Here is a 17,052-nt window from a genome sequence, read left to right as displayed (position 1 = left end):
GTCCCATGTCCACGACCGAGGCGCGCCCCGCGCCGCCCGCCGCCCCCGCGCCCGCCGCCCGCCGGCGCCGCGGCCCCCGCACCACCCCCTACGTCCTGCTCGTGCCGGCCGTCGCCGTGCTGGCCCTCGGGATGGGCTACCCGCTGTTCTGGCAGGTGGTCACGTCGCTGCAGGAGTTCGGCCTGGCCCAGCAGTTCGGGCAGCCGCCCACGTTCGTCGGGCTCGACAACTACGCCCGCATCTTCACCGACGACGCGCTCTGGGCCGTCGTCGTCCGCTCGATCGTGTTCTGCCTGGTCAACGCCTTCGTCACCGTCGGGATCGGCATCCTGTTCGCGCTGCTGATGAAGGCCGTGCACCCCGTCGTCCGGGTCGTGCTCCAGGTGTCCCTGCTGCTCGCATGGGCCATGCCGCTGGTCGCCGCGGTGACCGTCTGGAAGTGGCTGTTCGACTGGCGCACCGGCGTCATCAACTGGCTGCTCGTCCAGATGGGCTTCGACTCGTTCGACGGGCACTCGTGGCTCGCGCAGCCGCTGTCGTTCTTCTTCGTCGCGACCGTCGTCATCGTCTGGATGTCGGTGCCGTTCGTCGCGCTGTCGGTGTACGCCGCGCTGACCCAGGTGTCCGACGAGGTGCTCGAGGCCGCCCGCATCGACGGCGCCCGGCCCGCGCAGATCTTCTGGCACGTCACCATGCCGCTGGTCCGCCCCGTGCTGTCCATCGTGCTGCTGCTGCAGATCATCTGGGACCTGCGGGTGTTCGCGCAGATCCGGCTGCTGCAGGACAGCGGCGCGCCCGTCAGCGAGACGAACCTGCTGGGCAACTTCATCTACGAGCTGGGCATCGGCCGGCAGGACTTCGCCGGCGCCGCGGCCGTCTCCATCTTCGTGCTCGCGCTCACCGTCCTGCTGAGCTGGCCGTACGTCCGCAGCCTGCTGAAGGAGGACCGATGAGCGCCACCACCTCGACGCCCGGCCCCGTCGCCGCCGGCCCCGCCCGGGCCGGCACCCCCGCCGCCCCGGCCGGCACCCCCGGCCGGCGCGCCACCGGGCCGCGCCTCACCCGCCGCCTCGGCCGCGTCGCGCTCGGCGCCGTCGCCGTCCTGGTCGCCCTGCTCTGGGCGTTCCCGGTCTACTGGATGGTGCTGTCCGCGCTGACGCCGAACGCCCGGCTGCGGTCCGCGACGCCCTCCTTCCTGCCGACCAGCCCGACGCTCGGCAACTTCCGCTCGGTGCTCGACGGCGACTCGTTCGCCTCCGCGCTGCGGATGAGCCTGGCGATCACCGGCACCACGGTCGTGGCGGTCCTCGTGTTCGCGTTCCTCGCGGCGCTGGCCATCAGCCGGTTCCGGTTCCGCGGGCGCCTGACGTTCGTCATCGCCGTCCTGTTCGTGCAGATGCTGCCCGCCGAGGGCCTGTTCATCGCGCAGTACAAGATGCTCTCGTCCGCGAACCTGCTGAACAGCGTCATCGGCGTCTCGGTGCTCTACACCGCGGCCGTCGTGCCGTTCACGATCTGGATGCTCCGGGGCTTCGTCGCCGGCGTGCCCATCGAGCTGGAGGAGGCCGCCATGGTGGACGGCCTGTCCCGCACGAAGGCGTTCATCCGGATCACGTTCCCGCTGCTGGCCCCCGGGCTGGTCGCCTCCGGCGTGTACGCGTTCCTGCAGGCCTGGAACGAGTTCACCGTCGCGCTGGTCGCCCTGCCCGCGGAGTCCGCGCGCACGCTGCCCCTGTGGCTGCGGTCGTTCCTGGCCGCCAGCGCGAACCGGGGCGTCGACTGGGGCGAGGTCATGGCCGCGTCCACGCTGATCGCGGTCCCGGTGATCATCTTCTTCCTCATCGTGCAGGGCAGGATGACCTCGGGGCTCGTGTCCGGAGCGGTGAAGGGCTGACGTGGACGAGGTGATGACGGTCCCGGCGGCGGGCGCCCCCGCCACCGGGCCGGGTACCGGCTGGTCCGTCGGGCTCGACGTCGGCGGGACCAAGACGCTCGGGGTGCTCGTCGCCCCCGACGGCACGAGCGGTCCCGGGCTGCGGCTGGAGTCGCAGCGCGGGTCCCTCGCGGTCGCCGCCACCGCGGCGCAGGCCGTGCGCCGGCTGCTCGACGAGGCCGGGCTCGCGCCGGACGACCTGGACGGCGTCGGCATCGGGCTGCCCGGGATCGTCGATCCCTCGACCGGGCGCGTCGAGCACGCCGTGAACCTCGGCATCCAGGGCGCGTTCCCGCTCGCCGACCGGGTCTCCGCCGCGCTCGGCGGGGTGCCGGTCCGGCTGGAGAACGACCTCAACGTCGCGGCGCTGGGGGCGGCGCACCTGCTGCCCGACACGGCGCCGGACCTCGCGTTCCTCGCGCTCGGGACGGGGCTCGCCGCGGGGCTGGTGCTCGACGGCCGGCTGCGCCGGGGTGCCAGCGGCGTCGCGGGGGAGATCGGGCACCTCGTGCACGTGCCCGGCGGGCTGCCCTGCCCCTGCGGCCAGCGCGGCTGCCTCGAGCAGTACGCTTCCGGGAGTGCGCTGGGCGCCGCCTGGCCGTCGCCGGACGACCGCCCCGCACCCGTCGCGCTGTTCGCGGCGGCCGCCGCGGGCGACCACGGCGCGCTGGCCGTGCGCAGCCGGTTCGCGGAGGCCGTCGCCGCGGCCGTGCGGGTGCTGCTGCTGACCACCGACGTGGCGCACGTGGTCATCGGCGGCGGGGTGAGCGAGCTCGGCGACCCGCTGCTCGAGGTCGTCCGCGCCGAGCTGGACCGGCAGGCCCGGGACTCGGCGTTCCTGGCCGCGATGCAGATGGCGGAGCGGGTCACCCTCGCCCCGCGCGGAGTGCCGGTGGGCGCCGTGGGTGCCGCACTGGTCGGACGGAAGGAGTCCTGATGGAGGTCGTCATCGCACCCGGGCCCGAGCTGGCCCGGCTCGCGGCGGACGCGATCGAGCGGGTGCTGCGCGCCCGCGCGGCGGAGGGGGGCCGCGCCGTGCTCGGCGTGGCCACCGGCTCCAGCCCGCTGGCGGTGTACGACGAGCTCGCGCGCCGGCACACCGAGGAGGGCCTGTCCTTCGCCGGCGTGCGCGCCTTCATGCTGGACGAGTACGTCGGCCTGCCCGCCGACCACCCCGAGCGCTACCGCAACGTCATCGAGACCGAGTTCGCGTCCCGCGTCGACATCGACCCGGCCGACGTGCACGGCCCCGACGGCCTCGCCGAGGACCTGCCCGCCGCGTGCGCCGCGTACGAGGCGGCCATCGCGGCCTCCGGCGGCGTCGACGTGCAGCTGCTCGGCGTCGGCACCGACGGGCACATCGCGTTCAACGAGCCCGGCTCGTCCCTCGCGTCCCGCACCCGGATCAAGACGCTCACCCGGCAGACCCGCGAGGACAACGCCCGGTTCTTCGACGGCGACGTGTCCCGCGTCCCGACGCACTGCCTCACGCAGGGGCTCGCGACGATCATGTCCGCCCGGCACCTCCTGCTGCTCGCCACCGGCAAGCACAAGGCCGAGGCCGTGCACCAGATCGTCGAGGGCTCCGTCAGCGCCATGTGGCCGGGCACCGTGCTGCAGCACCACCCGCACACCACCGTCCTCGTCGACGAGGCCGCCGCGAGCCGCCTGCAGCTCGCCTCCTACTACCGCGAGACGTTCGCGGCGAAGCCGGACTGGCAGGGCATCTGATGGCCGGGCACCGGATCTTCGGCACGCCGTTCGGGTCGATCTACCCGCTCTACGTGCAGAAGGCCGAGCGCAAGGGCCGCACCCGCGAGGAGGTCGACACCGTCCTCACGTGGCTGACCGGGTACGACGAGGCCGGCCTCGCGGAGGCGGTGGGCGACGAGCGGGACCTGGAGACGTTCTTCGCGCAGGCCCCCGGCCTGAACCCGGACGCGGCGCTCATCACGGGCGTGGTGTGCGGCGTGCGGGTCGAGCAGATCGAGGACCCGCTGATGCAGAAGATCCGGTACATGGACAAGCTCGTGGACGAGCTGGCCCGCGGAAAGCGCCTGTCGAGCATCCTCCGCACCTGAGCGCGCGGGGGTCGCCCCGGAAGCACGAGGTCGTCGGTTCCGCCCGAGGTCGTCGGTTGCGCACCCCCTCTGAGCGGCGCAACCGACGACCTGGGCGTGCGTCATCCACAGATCGAGGCGGGGCGGCCCGTTCGGGGCTACGGGCGGGCATGGTCGGGGGATGACCTCCGAGAAACCGAACCCGGTGCTGCTGGTCCGTGACGCCCCGCCCGGCGGGGGGCGGCTGCGGACGCGTGCGGGGCTGGAACGGGTGCGTCGAGGGGCGTACGTGGCGCGGCTGCCCTCGCAGGGGCCGGCGCGCGACCGGCGCGCGCTGGCTCTGGCCCGCATCCGGGCGGTGCACGCGCAGCTGCAGGTGGCGAAGTGGTTCAGCCACGAGTCCGCCGCGCTGCTCTGGGGCTGCGACACCGTCGGCCTCAGCGGGCTCGTCCACGTCACCCAGGCGACCCGGCCGCGCTCGCGCGGTGACGACCCCGTGGTGCGGCACCACACCGACCTGCCGGCGCACGAGCGGGCGGAGGTCGGCGGGCTGCCCGTGACGAGCCTCGCGCGGACCGTCGTCGACTGCGCGTGCTCGCTCCCGGCCGACCGGGCGCTCGTGATCGCGGACTCCGCGCTGCGTCTCGGTCTGGACCCCGGCGAGTCCGCCACCGTGCTCGCCTCACGGTCCGGCGGGCGCGGGGTGGCGCGGGCGCGGGAGATCCTCGCGTCGGCCGACGGACGCGCGCAGTCGCCGGGGGAGACGCTCACGCGGCTGGCGCTGCTGTCCGGCGGTGTGCCCGCACCCGACCTGCAGGTGGAGGTCGCAACCCGGCGCGGGCGGTTCTTCGTCGACCTCGCCTGGCCCGCTCGACGGGTCGCGCTCGAGTTCGACGGGCTCGTGAAGTACTCCGGCGCCTTCGGCGGGACGGCGCCGGAGGTGGTGTTCGCCGAGAAGCAGCGCCAGGACGCGATCGAGGACGAGGGCTGGCGTGTGCTCCGCGCGACATGGCCGGACCTCCGCGACCCGGCAGGGCTGTCGGCGCGCGTGGCCCGCGCCCTGGCGAGCCGGCCCCGCTGACCGCCCCGACCGGTGGTTCCGGCGAGGTCGACGGTTCCGCCCGAGGTCGTCGGTTGCGCACCCCGTCCGGCAGGCGCAACCGACGACCTCGGGCCCGGGCCCACGCCCGGGCCCGGGGGGTGTCCGAGGGGGGACGTACGATGGGCGGCATGAGTGAGCCCCTGCCTCCGAACGCCGAACCGGACCGACTCTCGGACCCCGGCACGGGCGGCGGGGCGACCGGCCTGCTCGAGCGGGTCGAGGAGACCCAGGCCGTCGAGCCGGGCGACCACGAGCGCTTCGCGCACTACGTGCGCAAGGAGAAGATCATGGAGTCGGCGATGTCCGGCAAGCCCGTGGTCGCGCTCTGCGGGAAGGTGTGGGTCCCGGGCCGGGACCCGAACAAGTTCCCCGTCTGCCCGGTGTGCAAGGAGATCTACGAGGGCCTCCGCGAGCCGCAGGACGGCGACGACGGGCCCGGGGCGGGCGGCGGCGGGGGACGCCGCTGGGGCTTCGGCCGCGGCAAGGGTTCGGGCGACTCCTCCGGCGGACAGTGACCGCCGCGGACCGCCCGTCGTCCGCATCCGCCTCGCACGCCTCCACGTCGGCTGCCTCGCACCTGCCGCCGGCGTTCCCGGGGCGTGCGCCGTGGGGGACGGCGGGGAAGCTGCGTGCCTGGCAGGCCGAGGCGCTGGAGCAGTACCTGACGACCGCGCCGCGGGACTTCCTCGCCGTCGCGACGCCGGGCGCGGGCAAGACGACGTTCGCGCTGCGGATCGCCACCGAGCTGCTGCAGGCCGGGATCGTGCGCCGGGTGACCGTCGTCGCGCCGACGGAGCACCTCAAGCACCAGTGGGCCGACGCCGCCGCGCGGGTGGGCATCAAGCTGGACCCCAACTTCAAGAACGCCCAGGGCCGGCACGGGCACGGGTTCGACGGCGTCGCGCTGACCTACGCGGGCGTCGCGGCGAAGCCGGCCCTGCACGCCGCCCGCACGACGGCCGCGCCGACGCTCGTGATCCTCGACGAGGTGCACCACGGCGGTGACGCGCTGTCGTGGGGCGACGCGGTCCGCGAGGCCTTCGAGGGCGCGACCCGGCGGCTGTCGCTGACCGGGACGCCGTTCCGGTCGGACACCGCGGCGATCCCGTTCGTCGAGTACGAGCGCGGGGCGGACGGCATCCGGCGCAGCAAGGCCGACTACACCTACGGGTACTCCGAGGCGCTGCGGGACCACGTGGTCCGGCCGGTGCTGTTCCTCACGTACTCGGGGTCGATGCGCTGGCGGACGAAGGCCGGCGACGAGATCAGCGCCCGGCTCGGGGAGCCGCTGACCAAGGACATGACCGCCCAGGCGTGGCGCACGGCCCTCAACCCCGAGGGCGAGTGGATCCCGTCGGTGCTGGCGGCCGCCGACCGGCGCCTGACCGAGGTCCGCCGCTCGGTGCCGGACGCCGGCGCCATGGTGATCGCCACGGACCAGACGGACGCGCGCGCCTACGCCGGGCACCTCGCGCGGCTCACCGGGAAGTCGCCGACGGTCGTGCTGTCCGACGACGACGGCGCGAGCGCCCGGATCGACGAGTTCTCGGCGTCCGACGACCGGTGGCTCGTCGCGGTCCGCATGGTGTCCGAGGGCGTCGACGTGCCGCGGCTCGCGGTGGGCGTGTACGCGACGAGCGCCGCGACGCCGCTGTTCTTCGCGCAGGCCATCGGCCGGTTCGTGCGCGCCCGCAAGCGCGGCGAGACGGCGTCGGTGTTCCTGCCGAGCGTCGCGCCGCTGCTGGCCCTGGCGAACGCGCTGGAGGTCGAGCGCGACCACGCCCTCGACCGGCCGCTGACCGCGGAGGAGCAGGGCGAGGGCTACAACCCCGAGGACGCGCTGGTCGCGGACGCCAACCGGTCCGAGAAGGCGTCGGACGCGCTGCAGGGCACGTTCGAGGCGCTGGAGGCGCAGGCGTCGTTCGACCGCGTGCTGTTCGACGGCGGCGAGTTCGGTACCGGCGCCGACGTCGGCTCGGAGGAGGAGCTCGACTTCCTCGGCCTGCCCGGGCTGCTGGACGCGGACCAGGTGACGACGCTGCTGCGGCAGCGCCAGGCGAGCCAGCTCAACGCGAAGAAGGGCAAGGGCCAGCCCGGTCCCGACCGCGCCGAGATGGACCACCGGCGGCAGGCGGAGCTCCGCAAGGAGCTGTCGCAGCTGGTCGGGGCGTGGTCGCGGCGCAGCGGGCAGCCGCACGGCGCCGTGCACGCCGAGCTCCGGCGCCGGTGCGGCGGGCCCGAGGTGCCGCTCGCGGACCCCGCCCAGCTCGAGGCCCGCGTGGCGATGGTGCGCGGCTGGTTCGTCGGCAAGCGCTGACCGACGCGTTCCCGCAGGTGAGCGCACCGGATTAGCACCGCTGATGCGTGCCCGCAACCGGAGCGTTCGACGTGCCGACCTGGCGTTTCGGTGAGAGCGTCGTCCTCATGAACAGGGAGTTCGCCGGTTCCGGCCGGCGGACCACGGAGCAGGGGGACGAAGGGAGCGACACATGCCCGCGTGGCTGATCCTCATCATCATCGGTGTGGTCCTGCTGATCCTGGGTGTGGCCGTGGAGGCCGCGAAGTTCCTGCTGTGGATCGGTATCGCCGTCCTGGTCGTGAGCCTGATCCTGGGCCTGGTCGGCCGGGGCCGCTCGCGCGTGTAGCCGCGCGGCTGCCGCAGACACGGAGCCCGCACCCCCCTTCGAGAGGGTGCGGGCTCCGTCGTGTCCGGGGCGGCCATTCGGCCTCCACTCGGCCGCCGGTCGGCCGCCGACCGGCGCGGTCAGAGCGTCAGCGTCACCGTGGGCAGGGCCGCCTCGTCGGCGGACAGCCGCCGCGCCCCGCGGGGCAGCTCGTCCCGGGAGGCCGCGTGCCGGGCGGTGGCCGCGGCGACGCCCTCGGGGCCGGTCCACCCCGGGCGCACCTCCCCGTCCGTCACCAGCGGCACCACGAGCCCTCGCAGGTCGGCCTCGGCGGGCGCCCACGCGCGCACCGCCTCGTCCTCGCCGCTGACCACGACCTCCGCGACGGCGCGCCCGGACTCGTCCAGGCGCCTGGCCGCCGACTTCCGCCCGCCGACCGACCCCTTCGCGACCGAGGCCTTCGCGACCGGCTCCAGCGTCCCGTCGCGGCCCTCGCGGGCGACGAGCTTGTAGACCATGCCGCACGTCGGGGCCCCCGAGCCGGTGACGAGCGAGGTCCCGACGCCGTAGGAGTCGACGGGCGCGACCGCCAGCGCGGCGATGGCGTACTCGTCGAGGTCGGACGTGACGACGATCCGGGTGTCGCGGGCGCCGAGCCCGTCGAGCTGCGCCCGGACCTCCTGCGCGAGCACCCCCAGGTCGCCGGAGTCCAGCCGGACCGCGCCCAGGCCGGTGCCCGCGGCGGCGATCGCCCGCTCCACCCCGCGCCGCACGTCGTAGGTGTCCACCAGCAGCGTCGTGCCGGGGCCCGAGGACGCGACCTGCGCGGCGAACGCGGCCTCCTCGTCGTCGTGCAGCAGGGTGAAGGCGTGCGCGGCGGTGCCGATGGTCGGCAGCCCGTACCGGCGGCCCGCCTCGAGGTTCGAGGTGCCGGCGAACCCGGCGACCGCGGCGGCCCGCGCGGCCGCGACGGCCGCCTGCTCGTGCGCGCGGCGCGCGCCCATCTCCAGGCAGGGCCGGCCGATCGCGGCGCTCGTCATCCGGGACGCCGCGGACGCGACGGCGGAGTCGTAGTTGAGGACGGACAGCACGACGGTCTCGAGCAGCACCGCCTCGGCGAACGTGCCCTCGACGGTCAGGACGGGGGAGTGCGGGAAGAACATCTCGCCCTCGGCGTACCCGCTGACCGAGCCGGTGAACCGGTAGCCCGCGAGGTAGTCGAGCGTCGCGTCGTCCACCACGCGCTCGCGGGCCAGCCAGTCGAGCTCCTCGGGGCCGAACCGGAAGTCCGCCAGCGCCTCGAGCACCCGGCCGGTCCCGGCGAGCACCCCGTACCGGCGTCCGTGCGGCAGCCTCCGGGTGAACACCTCGAACACGCACCGGCGCCCGGCCGTCCCGTCGGCGAGGGCGGCCTGCAGCATGGTGAGCTCGTAGCGGTCGGTCAGCAGCGCGGTGCTCGACGACGTCATGACCACACGGTATGCGGGCGGGCGGCCGTGCGCCGCACCCGGGGGCACCTACAGTGGACGGGTGTCGATCGCACCCGAGCAGATTGCCCACGCGGAGAGCGCCCTCGGCGACCCGTGGGTGACGATCGTGTGGAACGACCCGGTCAACCTCATGTCCTACGTCACCTACGTGTTCCGGTCGTACTTCGGCTACTCGCAGACCAAGGCGGAGCGGCTCATGCTCGAGGTGCACGAGCAGGGCCGGTCCGTGGTGTCCTCGGGGAACCGGGAGCAGATGGAGGTGCACGTGCAGGCCATGCACGGCTTCGGGCTGTGGGCGACCCTGCAGCGCAGCGGGGCGTCGGCGTAGTGCGGGCGTTCCGGCGGGAGGGCGACCGGTTCGTCGCCGAGATGGAGGCCGGCGAGCGGGACGTGCTGGCCACGGTGGTGTCGGACGTCGCGGAGCTGCTCGGCATCGGCGAGCGGCTGGAGACCTGGGAGCCGGTGCACCCCGACGGGGAGGACCACGACGTCGACGGGCCGGGCCGGCCGGACTGGGCCCGGATGGCGCACCTGCCGTACCGCACCCCCGAGGACCCGGCGGTGCGCCGGCTGCTGCCCGACGCGTCGAGGGACGACCGGGAGGTCGCGCGGGAGTTCCGCCGCCTCACCGAGGACGACCTGCGCCGGGAGAAGGCCCTGCGGCTGGTCGAGGTGTACCGGGCGCTGATCGCGGACGACGTGGACCCCGCCACCGGCGAGCGGTACCGGGCCCGGCAGTCCGACACCGCCGTGGTCCGGGTGCGCGCGCACCGGGCGCCGGCGTTCGCCGCCGCGCTGACGGACATCCGGCTCGTGCTCGGGGAGCGGCTCGGCGTGACCGACGAGGAGGCGAGCGCGGCGCTCGAGGACGAGGTCGTGCACGCCGACCCCGCGGCCGACGACCACGCGGCCCAGGCCCGGCACTACCTCGGGTCGGTGTTCCTTGCGCTGGGCTGGTGGCAGGAGACGCTGATGGCCTGCCTGCTGGCGGACCTGCCGGACGGGCCGGGCCGCGACGAGCCGGGCCGGGACGACCCGCGGACGGGGCTAGGCTCGGGGTCGTGAACGACGCACCCATCGGGATCTTCGACTCGGGGGTGGGCGGGCTCACCAACGCGCGGGCGATCATCGACCAGCTCCCGCACGAGGCCGTGCTGTACATCGGCGACACCCTGAACACCCCGTACGGGCCGAAGCCGCTCGCGGCGGTGCGCGCCCACGCGCTCGAGGTGATGGACGACCTCGTCGACGCCGGGGTGAAGATGCTGGTCATCGCCTGCAACACCGCGTCCTCGGCAGTCCTGCGGGACGCGCGCGAGCGGTACACCCTCCGCAAGGGGCTCCCCGTGGTCGAGGTGATCCTGCCCGCCGCGCGCCGCGCCGTCGCCGCCACCCGCAGCGGGCACATCGGCGTGATCGGCACCCGCGCGACCATCGAGTCGCGGGCGTACGACGACGCGTTCGCCGTCGCGCCCGGCGTGCAGCTCACGACGCAGGCGTGCCCGCGGTTCGTGGAGTTCGTCGAGGCGGGCATCACGTCCGGCCCCGAGCTGCTCGGCGTCGCGGCGGAGTACCTGCAGCCGGTGAAGGACGCGGGCGTCGACACGCTCGTCCTCGGCTGCACGCACTACCCGCTGCTGACCGGCGTCATCTCCTACGTGATGGGCGAGGACGTCACGCTGGTGTCCAGCGCCGAGGAGACCGCGAAGGACGTGTACCGCACGCTCGTCGCGCACGACCTCGAGCGCGACCCGGCCGCCGGGCCGCCCGAGCACCGGTTCCTCGCGACCGGCGACCCCGAGCCGTTCGCGGCCCTGGCCCGCCGGTTCCTCGGGCCCGAGGTGCGGCACGTGGAGGAGCGCGCCGCGCTGCGCTGAGGGCCGGAGCCGCCCGTGCCGGCCCGCGCCGCCCCCGCTGCGGCCGTGACGAGCGCCACGTCCCCGGCAGGACCCTCGTCCGCACACGGCCGGGGCCCGCACGGCATCATGGCTCCGGGGCCGTCGCAGGACGGGGTCGTCCCGGCCCCCTGTCGCGCAGGGGAGAGGTGCCGATGAGGCTCGTGGTCGTGGGCAGTGCCGGGTCGTTCCCGGGCCCGGACGCGGCGGCGTCCTGCTACCTGGTCCAGGCCGAGGGGCCGGACGGGTCGGGCGGGACGCGCACGTGGAGCGTGCTGCTCGACCTCGGCAACGGCGCGCTCGGCCCGCTGCAGCGGTACCTGGAGCCCGCGACGCTGGACGCGGTCGCGATCAGCCACCTGCACGCGGACCACGTCGCTGACGTCGTGGTGCTCGGCGTCATGCTCCGCTACGACCCGCGCGGGGCCCGGCCGGGGCCCCTGCCGCTGTGGGGGCCCGACGGGACGCGCGAGCGGCTGGCGCAGCTGTCCGGCCACGACCCGGCGACCGACACCGCCGACCACCTCGCGCTCGGCACCTGGCGCGCCGGCGAGCCGGTGCGGGTGGGGCCGCTCACGCTCGAGCCCGTGCCGGTGGAGCACCCGGTCCCGGCGTTCGGGCTCCGCGTGACCGGACCGTCGTCCGCCGACCCGGGCCGGACCGTCACGCTCGCGTACACCGGCGACACCGACGCGTGCCCCGGGCTGGACGACCTGGCCCGGGACGCGGACCTGCTGCTCGCCGAGGCGGCCTACCTGGAGACGACCGCCGGGGCACCGCGGGGCGTGCACCTCACGGGCCGCCGCGCGGGCGAGGCGGCGGCGCGCGGCGGCTCCCGCCGGCTGCTGCTCACGCACCTCGTGGCGTGGAACGACCCGGCCGCGAGCCTGGCGGAGGCCGCGGCGGCGTACGCCGGCCCGGTGGACCTGGCCCGCCCGGGCCTGACCGTCGACCTCTGACCCGTGGTCCGCCGGGACCCGGGCCCGGGCCCCTCTGTCGGCGGACTGCGGGGTCGGCGGGCCGCGGGGTGGCGGGCGGCGGGCCGGGGGGTGTCCCCGGGCCGGGCTACCCTCGGGGGCATGACCACCGACTCCCCGACCTCGTCCGCCGCGCCCGCGACCGCCCCGCGCGCCGACGGCCGCGCCCCGGACGCGCTGCGCCCGATCTCGATCACCCGCCGGTACCTCGACGCGGGCGAGGGCAGCGTCCTGGTGGAGTTCGGCGGCACGAAGGTGCTGTGCGTCGCGTCCTTCACGGCCGGCGTGCCGCGCTGGCGCAAGGGCTCCGGCGAGGGCTGGGTGACCGCGGAGTACGCGATGCTGCCGCGCTCGACGAGCACCCGCTCGGACCGCGAGTCGGTGCGCGGGAAGATCGGCGGCCGCACGCACGAGATCTCCCGGCTGATCGGCCGGTCGCTGCGCGCCGTCGTGGACGTCGCCGCGCTGGGCGAGAACACGATCGTGCTGGACTGCGACGTGCTCCAGGCGGACGGCGGCACCCGCACCGCGGCCGTGACGGGCGCGTACGTGGCGCTCGCGGACGCGGTGGCGTGGGGCGTCGCGCAGAAGCAGGTCGACCGGAAGCGCACCGTGCTGCGCGACTCGGTGGCGGCGGTCAGCGTCGGCATCGTGGACGGCCGGCCGGTGCTGGACCTGCCGTACGTCGAGGACGTGCGCGCCGAGACCGACATGAACGTCGTCGTCACCGGGTCCGGGCACTTCGTCGAGGTGCAGGGCACCGCGGAGCACGCGCCGTTCGACCGCGCCGAGCTCGACGCGCTGCTGGACCTCGCGCTGGTCGGCACGTCGGAGCTGGCGCGCGTGCAGGCCGAGGTGCTGGCCCTGCCGGGCGACGCCCCGGTGACGGTGCGCGGCGGCTCGGCGGTGCGCGCGTGACCGGCCCGGCCCGCCTGGTCCTCGCCACCCACAACGCCCACAAGGTCGGCGAGCTGCGGGCGATCCTCGTCCCGGCGCTGCCGGACCTGGACCCGGACTCCGTGGTCGGCGCGCGCGACGTCGGCGCGCCCGAGCCGGTCGAGGACGGGGTGACCTTCGCCGAGAACGCCCTGATCAAGGCGCGCGCGCTGGCCCGGCACACCGGCCTGCCCGCGGTCGCGGACGACTCCGGCCTGTCGGTCGACGTGCTCGGCGGGGCGCCGGGCATCTTCTCGGCGCGCTGGTCCGGCCGGCACGGCGACGACCGCGCGAACCTCGACCTGCTGCTCGCGCAGCTGTCGGACATCTCCCCGGAGCACCGCGCCGCGCGGTTCACGTGCGCGGCGGCCCTGGTCACCCCGGACGGGGTCGAGCACGTCGAGCTCGGGCACCTGCCCGGCACGCTCGCGACCGCCCCGCGGGGCAGCCACGGCTTCGGCTACGACCCGGTGCTGGTGCCCGAGGGCGACACCCGGACGTGCGCGGAGCTGGAGCCGGCCGAGAAGAACCGCATCTCGCACCGCGGCCAGGCGTTCCGCGCGCTGGTGCCCGCGATCGTCGCCGCGCTCGGCGGCCCGCGGGACGGCTGAGGCGCCCGTGGCCGACGTCCACCTGGTCGCGGACGCCCTGACGTTCGGCTACCCGGGCCGCCCGGTGCTGAACGCGGTCGGCATGTCCGCGTCCGCCGGCGACCGCGTCGGCGTGGTGGGGGAGAACGGCGCGGGCAAGACGACGCTGCTCCGGCTGCTGGCCGGGGACCTGCTGCCGACGTCCGGCGAGGTGCGCCGGGCGGGGTCCGTGTCCGTGGTGCAGCAGGAGCTCGACGTGGCCCCCGGCGCGACGGTCGGCGACCTGGTGCGCCGCACGCAGCGGCACGTCCGGGAGGCCGCTGAGCGCCTGGACGCGGCCGTCGCGGCGTTCGACCACGAGCGGGGCGACCTCGCGGCGCTCACCGAGGCGCTGGCCGCGGCGGAGCGGCTCGCGGCCTGGGACGTCGACCGCCGGGTGGACGAGGCGCTGACCCGGTTCGGCGCGCCGCGCGACCCGGCGCGCCGCCTGGACACGCTCAGCGTCGGCGAGGCGTACCGGGCGCGGCTGGCGTGCCACGTCGCCGAGCGGGCGGACGTGCTGCTGCTGGACGAGCCGACGAACCACCTCGACGTCGGTGGCATCGAGTACCTGACCGCCCAGCTGCAGCAGTGGCCCGGCGTGGTGGTCATCGTCACGCACGACCGGCGGCTGCTGGACGACGTGATGACGGCGATCCTCGACCTCGACCCGTCGATGGACGGGCGGCCGGTGCTGTACGGCGCGACCCGGTACGCGACCTACCGGTTCCAGAAGGACCAGGCGCTGCGGCGCTGGCGCGCCCGGTACGCCCAGGAGCGCAAGCGGGCGGCTCGCCTGGCCGAGCGGCTGGACGCGTCCTACGAGGGCCTGTCCGACGAGTGGCGCCCCGCGAAGGGCTCCCAGAAGCACCGCCGCGCCACCCGCGCCCGGATCCACGTCAAGGCCGCCGACCGGCTGGTGCAGAAGCTCGAGGCCGAGGCCGTCGAGGTGCCCGTGCCGCCGCCCGCGCTGACGTTCCCGGACCTGCCGAGCCTGCCCGCGGACTACCGCGGCGGACCACTGCTGGAGCTGCGCGCGCCGCGCGTCACGGGGCGGCTGGACCTGCCCGGTGTCCGGGTCGACCTCCCGCCCGCCGGCCGGCTGCTGGTCACCGGCCCCAACGGGTCGGGCAAGTCCACCCTGCTGGGCGCCCTGACCGGGCAGGTCGCGCTCGACCGGGGGCACCGGTCGGTGGCGGACGGGGTGCGGCTCGGCGTGCTGGTGCAGGACGACGACAGCCCGGCGCGCCTGGCCATGACCGGGTTCGAGGCCGCCGCCCGCCGCGCGCTGGACCTGCTCGGCTCCGGCGCGCTCGACCCGGCGCACGTGCTCCCGGTGGCCGCACTCGGGCTGCTCGAGGAGGAGGACCTGGACCGGCCGCTGCGCGAGCTGTCGGTCGGGCAGCGCCGGCGGTTCGAGCTCGCGGCCGCGCTGGTGGCCGCGCCGCACGTGCTCGTGCTGGACGAGCCGACCAACCACCTGTCGATCGCGCTCGTCGACGAGCTGACCGAGGCGCTGCGGCTGACCTCGGCGGCCGTGGTGGTGGCGACGCACGACCGGGCGATGCGGGTGGACCTCGCGGACTGGCCGGCGATCGAGCTCTGAGGTGCCGCGCCGGCCGGGCCCGCCGTCAGACGGCGGGCGCCTCGGGCCCCGGCGCGGCGCTCGGCACCCGCGGCGTCCCCGGCAGCACCCGCTCCAGCAGCCGCACGAGCGCCGCGAGCACGAGGAAGCCGGCCGCGACGACCGCCGTGTTCAACGCCGCCGCGCCGTACCCGATCGCTCCGACGTCGAGGAACGGGTACGGGTACCAGCCGCTCGCCGCCCCGTGCAGGAACGTGTACGCGATCCAGGTCAGCGGGAACACGACGGCCCACCCGACGGTCGCGCCGCCGAACCGCGGCCGCGGACCGACCAGCAGCCACGCCAGCCAGGCGCCGACGGGCGCGACGGTGTGCAGCAGCAGGTTCGCCACCGCGCCGCTCGGCGTGAGGGGCAGCCCGGCGCCGGCGAGCACCGCGTGGTAGACGACGCCCGTGACCGCGATGCACAGCAGCGCGTCCAGGTGCAGCACGGCCACGACCCGGCCGGCGCGCGCGGGCCGGCCGGCCAGCAGCGCGGACGCGACCAGCACGAGCACGTTCGACTGGATCGTGAAGTAGGACAGCAGCCGGACCACGCGCTCGCCCGTCGTGCCGGCGTCCCCCGGGTCCTCGACCAGCGCGCGCACCAGCTCGGTCGCGACGCCCGCTCCCGCCGCGAGCGCGACCAGCGGGCGGGCCGGCGCGGCGGCACTCACCGGGGCCGGCCTCAGGGCATCCGGCCGACGTGCGCCATGGCCTGCCGCAGCAGGAGGCCCTGGCCGCCGTTCATCTCGACCTGCACCTGCTCGCTGCACGCCTCCTCGGGCGTCAGCCAGGCCAGGTCGAGCGCGTCCTGCTGCGGCCGGCAGTCGCCGGTCACCGGCACGACGTAGGCCAGCGACACGGCGTGCTGCCGGGGGTCGTGGTACGGCGTCACGCCCGGGGTGGGGAAGTACTCGGCGACGGTGAACGGCTGCGGCGTCGGCGGGACCTGCGGCAGCGCGACCGGGCCCAGGTCCTTCTCGATGTGCCGGAGCAGCGCGTCCCGCACCCGCTCGTGGTACATGACGCGCCCGGAGACCAGCGCCCGGGACATCACGCCCTCCGGGGTGACGCGCAGCAGCAGCCCCACGGCGACGACGTCGCCCGAGTCGTCGACGCGCACCGGGATGGCGTCCACGTACAGCAGGGGCAGCGAGCGGCGGGCCGCGGCGATCCCCTCGGGGCTCAGCCAGCCGGAGGGGCGCTCGGGCTCGCGGGGCAGGTCGGCGGTGTCGGTCACGTGGCAGTTCTACCCCGCGACCGGCCTGGGAGCCCACCCCGACGCGCCCGGGCGCGCGGACGGTGGTGCGGCCGGGAATACTGGAACGGTTCCGGGCGCTCTACTGGCGTCAACCCGACAACAGGAGGCGTTATGGCCACGACCGAGCTGACGGCCGAGAGCATCCAGAAGACGATCAGCGAGAACGACATCGTCCTGGTGGACTTCTGGGCCGACTGGTGCGGCCCGTGCAAGCGCTTCGGACCGATCTTCGAGCAGTCGTCGGAGCAGCACCCCGACGTCGTGCACGCCAAGGTCGACACCGAGGCCGAGCAGCAGCTGGCTGCCGAGCTGCAGATCACGTCGATCCCGACCCTGATGGCGTTCCGCGAGGGCATCCTCGTGTTCAACCAGGCGGGTGCCCTGCCGGCGCCGGCGCTGGAGCAGGTCGTCGACGCGGTCAAGGCGCTGGACATGGACGACGTCCGCGCGCAGATCGCGGCCGCCGGGGCCGCGCAGAACTGAGCCCCCGCGCACCGAGCGCGCCGCGGCCCCGCACCC

At 75.6% G+C, this 17,052-nt stretch carries 20 protein-coding genes; 17 read left to right on the top strand and 3 right to left on the bottom strand.

Going from position 1 to position 17,052, the window contains the following annotated elements; all coding sequences use genetic code 11:
- Positions 1–5: 5 nt before the first annotated feature.
- From HNR08_RS01310 to HNR08_RS01270, 9 genes are all read left to right on the top strand, one after another.
- Entirely contained in the window at positions 6–953 is a 948-nt protein-coding gene (locus HNR08_RS01310) for a carbohydrate ABC transporter permease (protein ID WP_146836234.1), read from the top strand.
- Positions 950–1,894, top strand: a complete 945-nt coding sequence (locus HNR08_RS01305) for a carbohydrate ABC transporter permease (RefSeq protein WP_146836237.1) — start codon at positions 950–952, stop codon at positions 1,892–1,894. Before HNR08_RS01310 ends, HNR08_RS01305 begins: the two co-directional genes overlap by 4 nt.
- Before the next feature lies 1 nt (position 1,895).
- Positions 1,896–2,870 carry an ROK family protein gene (locus HNR08_RS01300; RefSeq protein ID WP_246803017.1) on the top strand — a complete coding sequence of 325 codons (975 nt, stop codon included), beginning with the start codon at positions 1,896–1,898 and terminating at the stop codon, positions 2,868–2,870.
- The gene (gene nagB / locus HNR08_RS01295) at positions 2,870–3,664 is read left to right on the top strand and encodes a glucosamine-6-phosphate deaminase (protein ID WP_146836240.1); all 795 of its coding nucleotides are present in this window, start codon (positions 2,870–2,872) and stop codon (positions 3,662–3,664) included. Before HNR08_RS01300 ends, nagB begins: the two co-directional genes overlap by 1 nt.
- Positions 3,664–4,014 (top strand): DUF2200 domain-containing protein, encoded by a 351-nt coding sequence (locus tag HNR08_RS01290; RefSeq protein WP_146836243.1) that lies wholly within the window; start codon positions 3,664–3,666, stop codon positions 4,012–4,014. Before nagB ends, HNR08_RS01290 begins: the two co-directional genes overlap by 1 nt.
- A gap of 160 nt (positions 4,015–4,174) precedes the next feature.
- On the top strand, positions 4,175–5,074 hold the full coding sequence (locus tag HNR08_RS01285; protein ID WP_146836246.1) for a hypothetical protein: 900 nt from the start codon (positions 4,175–4,177) through the stop codon (positions 5,072–5,074).
- A gap of 149 nt (positions 5,075–5,223) precedes the next feature.
- Positions 5,224–5,610: a DUF3039 domain-containing protein gene (locus tag HNR08_RS01280; RefSeq protein ID WP_146836249.1), complete on the top strand. Its 387-nt coding sequence runs from the start codon at positions 5,224–5,226 to the stop codon at positions 5,608–5,610.
- Positions 5,607–7,412 carry a DEAD/DEAH box helicase gene (locus HNR08_RS01275; protein WP_146836251.1) on the top strand — a complete coding sequence of 602 codons (1,806 nt, stop codon included), beginning with the start codon at positions 5,607–5,609 and terminating at the stop codon, positions 7,410–7,412. The genes HNR08_RS01280 and HNR08_RS01275 overlap by 4 nt, the downstream gene beginning before the upstream one ends.
- A gap of 172 nt (positions 7,413–7,584) precedes the next feature.
- Positions 7,585–7,740: a hypothetical protein gene (locus HNR08_RS01270; RefSeq protein WP_168430254.1), complete on the top strand. Its 156-nt coding sequence runs from the start codon at positions 7,585–7,587 to the stop codon at positions 7,738–7,740.
- A 119-nt stretch (positions 7,741–7,859) separates the two neighbouring features.
- Here the strand turns inward: HNR08_RS01270 and HNR08_RS01265 are convergent, their stop codons facing one another.
- The gene (locus HNR08_RS01265) at positions 7,860–9,188 is read right to left on the bottom strand and encodes a nicotinate phosphoribosyltransferase (protein ID WP_146836253.1); all 1,329 of its coding nucleotides are present in this window, start codon (positions 9,186–9,188) and stop codon (positions 7,860–7,862) included.
- On the opposite strand from HNR08_RS01265, the gene clpS reads away from it, so the two are divergent.
- The 7 genes from clpS (at position 9,187) to HNR08_RS01230 (ending at position 15,252) form a co-directional block, all read left to right on the top strand.
- Positions 9,187–9,537: an ATP-dependent Clp protease adapter ClpS gene (clpS, locus tag HNR08_RS01260; RefSeq protein ID WP_146836255.1), complete on the top strand. Its 351-nt coding sequence runs from the start codon at positions 9,187–9,189 to the stop codon at positions 9,535–9,537. The genes HNR08_RS01265 and clpS overlap by 2 nt on opposite strands.
- Entirely contained in the window at positions 9,501–10,274 is a 774-nt protein-coding gene (locus HNR08_RS01255; protein ID WP_246803019.1) for a DUF2017 family protein, read from the top strand. The genes clpS and HNR08_RS01255 overlap by 37 nt, the downstream gene beginning before the upstream one ends.
- Complete coding sequence (gene murI, locus HNR08_RS01250; RefSeq protein ID WP_146836258.1) at positions 10,271–11,086, top strand: glutamate racemase; 816 nt, start codon at positions 10,271–10,273, stop codon at positions 11,084–11,086. Before HNR08_RS01255 ends, murI begins: the two co-directional genes overlap by 4 nt.
- A 173-nt stretch (positions 11,087–11,259) precedes the next feature.
- On the top strand, positions 11,260–12,063 hold the full coding sequence (locus HNR08_RS01245) for an MBL fold metallo-hydrolase (protein ID WP_146836261.1): 804 nt from the start codon (positions 11,260–11,262) through the stop codon (positions 12,061–12,063).
- A 120-nt stretch (positions 12,064–12,183) separates the two neighbouring features.
- Positions 12,184–12,999 carry a ribonuclease PH gene (gene rph / locus HNR08_RS01240; protein WP_146836263.1) on the top strand — a complete coding sequence of 272 codons (816 nt, stop codon included), beginning with the start codon at positions 12,184–12,186 and terminating at the stop codon, positions 12,997–12,999.
- Entirely contained in the window at positions 12,996–13,628 is a 633-nt protein-coding gene (rdgB, locus tag HNR08_RS01235; protein ID WP_146836266.1) for an RdgB/HAM1 family non-canonical purine NTP pyrophosphatase, read from the top strand. Before rph ends, rdgB begins: the two co-directional genes overlap by 4 nt.
- Before the next feature lie 7 nt (positions 13,629–13,635).
- On the top strand, positions 13,636–15,252 hold the full coding sequence (locus HNR08_RS01230; protein ID WP_246803020.1) for an ATP-binding cassette domain-containing protein: 1,617 nt from the start codon (positions 13,636–13,638) through the stop codon (positions 15,250–15,252).
- Positions 15,253–15,277: 25 nt separating this feature from the next.
- On the opposite strand, the gene HNR08_RS01225 is transcribed toward HNR08_RS01230, so the two are convergent.
- Together HNR08_RS01225 and HNR08_RS01220 are read right to left on the bottom strand one after the other, a co-directional pair.
- Positions 15,278–15,946, bottom strand: coding sequence for a Pr6Pr family membrane protein (locus HNR08_RS01225; RefSeq protein ID WP_246803021.1), 669 nt, complete (start codon positions 15,944–15,946; stop codon positions 15,278–15,280).
- Between the two features lie 11 nt (positions 15,947–15,957).
- A complete protein-coding gene (locus HNR08_RS01220) occupies positions 15,958–16,512 on the bottom strand; it encodes an NUDIX hydrolase family protein (RefSeq protein ID WP_146836269.1) in 555 nt (184 codons plus the stop codon).
- Between the two features lie 132 nt (positions 16,513–16,644).
- On the opposite strand from HNR08_RS01220, the gene trxA reads away from it, so the two are divergent.
- A complete protein-coding gene (gene trxA, locus HNR08_RS01215; RefSeq protein WP_146836272.1) occupies positions 16,645–17,016 on the top strand; it encodes a thioredoxin in 372 nt (123 codons plus the stop codon).
- Positions 17,017–17,052 lie beyond the last annotated feature (36 nt).

The organism is Cellulomonas hominis (assembly GCF_014201095.1).
Lineage (GTDB): Bacteria > Actinomycetota > Actinomycetes > Actinomycetales > Cellulomonadaceae > Cellulomonas > Cellulomonas hominis.
Note: the sequence above shows the minus strand (reverse complement) of the source record. Positions and strands in the feature narration are given on the sequence as shown.